2 protein-coding genes and 1 pseudogene are annotated in these 1,958 nt (G+C 71.4%); all 3 read right to left on the minus strand.

Features of this window, described 5'->3' with window-relative positions; all coding sequences use genetic code 11:
* A pseudogene (locus tag FRW57_RS21035) lies at nt 1-278 on the minus strand (hypothetical protein); the annotation flags it as partial.
* 84 nt (nt 279-362) lie between these two features.
* Entirely contained in the window at nt 363-722 is a 360-nt protein-coding gene (locus FRW57_RS21040; protein ID WP_137121830.1) for a hypothetical protein, read from the minus strand.
* Between the two features lie 187 nt (nt 723-909).
* Nucleotides 910-1,958, minus strand: a 1,049-nt coding sequence (locus tag FRW57_RS21045) for an AAA family ATPase (RefSeq protein ID WP_152186983.1), incomplete at its 5' end; no start/stop codon positions are given.

A 1,958-nucleotide genomic window follows, 5' to 3' on the forward strand; every position in this document is an offset into this window, starting at 1 on the left:
GGAGCCGGCGTCTCGACGACCGCCTCGGCTGGTTCCTCCACCTCGGGGGCGGTCGGACGCGCCGGCGGCTCCACCGTGCCGGTGCGTCCGCCGGAGGAGTCGCGGGTGCGTTCGTCGTCAGCGGCGGTCGGAGCGCCACCCGGCCGGGTGCCGGTCTGGGTCCGCGGCGGCAGGGTGGACTGCTTGCCGCGCCTTCCCCGGAAGAGGCCCACGACCAGGCCCACGGCGACGACGGCGATCAGGACGGCGGCGCCGACGATTTCCCAAAGAGTGTCCACGGCGGAGATTCTCCCAGACGAAGAAGGGTCACCCCACCCGTTGGGGGGTGACCGGAGCAGCTACCGCCGAGCGGTGTGGCGGCGTCAGCCTGCGCGACCCACCTGGGTGTCCGGGTCGCTGTCCGCCGAGTCGTCGGCACGCCCCGCGGACCGGCTCTTCGGCGCCTCGTCCGGCGTCTGGTCGGCCGGCTCGGTCCTGGCGTCAGCGGAGCGCTTGGCCCGGGCGCTCGTCACCGCTTCGCCGGTGCGCGACCTCGCCGTGCCGACGGCGTCACCGGTGCGGTTCAACGCGTTGCCGGTCCGGTTCTTCACCGCGCTCACGACCTCCTCCCCCTTGGGAGTGAGGACCTCGCGCCCCTCCCGTCGTGCCGGGATCGCGACGAGCGCCACGACGAGCGCGGCCAGGCCGATGCACACGAGCATGCCGAGGATGAGGAGCACCATGGGTCTAGAGTGCACTGCTGGTCGACGACAGCACCAATCGACTCGCCGCAGGTGTGGTCCACATCACGTCGATTCAGCACTTTCCGACCCACCGTCGAGTGGTATGCCGTGTAGCCGCCGGGATATGCCTGTGGCCGCGCTCCGTGGCCTCAGGGTCGCTCCGCTCCACCGCCGTCCTGCGTCGCGGCTAGGCGCTCTCGTCCTGCAGGTCCCGCAGCCGTTGGGAGACGACGGTGGTGACCCCGTCGCCCCGCATCGTCACGCCATACAGGGCGTCCGCGATCTCCATGGTGCGCTTCTGGTGTGTGATGACGATCAGCTGGCTGGAGTCGCGCAGCTCCTCGAACAGGGTGATCAGGCGTCCCAGGTTGGCATCGTCGAGGGCGGCCTCGACCTCGTCCATGATGTAAAAGGGGCTGGGGCGCGCCTTGAAGATGGAGACCAGCAGGGCCACCGCCACCAGGGACCGCTCGCCACCGGAGAGCAGCGAGAGGCGCTTGATCTTCTTGCCGGGCGGCCGTGCCTCCACCTCGATGCCCGTCGTCAGCAGGTCGTCGGGGTCGGTGAGGAGGAGCCGGCCCTCGCCGCCCGGGAACAGCCGGCCGAAGACCCCCTCGAACTGTGCGGCGGTGTCCTCGAACGCCTCCGCGAAGACCTTCTGCACGCGCTCGTCGACCTCGCGGACGATGTCCATCAGGTCGCGCTTGGAGCTCTTGAGGTCCTCGAGCTGCTCGGTGAGGAACTTGTGCCGCTCCTCCAGCGCGGAGTACTCCTCGAGCGCCAGCGGGTTGACCTTGCCCAGCGCCGACATCTTGCGCTCGGCCCGGCGCAGCCGCTTCTCCTGTGCCTCCCTGACAAAGGGCCCCGGCTCCGGCGGAGCGGCGTCGCGGTCGGCCTTCGGGTCGGGCACCGGCGGGACCAGCTGGTGCGGGCCGAAGTCCTCGACCAGCACCTCCGGGTCGATCCCCAGTTCCTCGACCGCCTTGGCCTGCAGGGTCTCGATGCGCAACCGCTGCTGGGTGCGCGCGACCTCGTCCCGGTGCACCGAGTCGGTCAGCTCACGCAGCTGGTCACCCAGCGAGGACACCTCCCGGCGCACCGTCGCCAGAGTCGACTCCCGGGCGGTGCGGGCCTCCTCGGCCTCGGTGCGGGCGACGGCGGCGACCTGCAGTGACGCAGACACCTGCTCCACGGCGCGTCGGGCGCCGAGCACCACGGCCCGCGCGACGTCGGCCT

It is taken from the genome of Segeticoccus rhizosphaerae (genome assembly GCF_009192725.1).
Classification (GTDB): domain Bacteria; phylum Actinomycetota; class Actinomycetes; order Actinomycetales; family Dermatophilaceae; genus Segeticoccus; species Segeticoccus rhizosphaerae.

Excerpts from the sequence above, each read along its gene's own strand:
- FRW57_RS21040 (WP_137121830.1), bottom strand. The coding sequence starts at position 722 with ATGGTGCTCCTCATCCTCGGCATGCTCGTGTGCATCGGCCTGGCCGCG.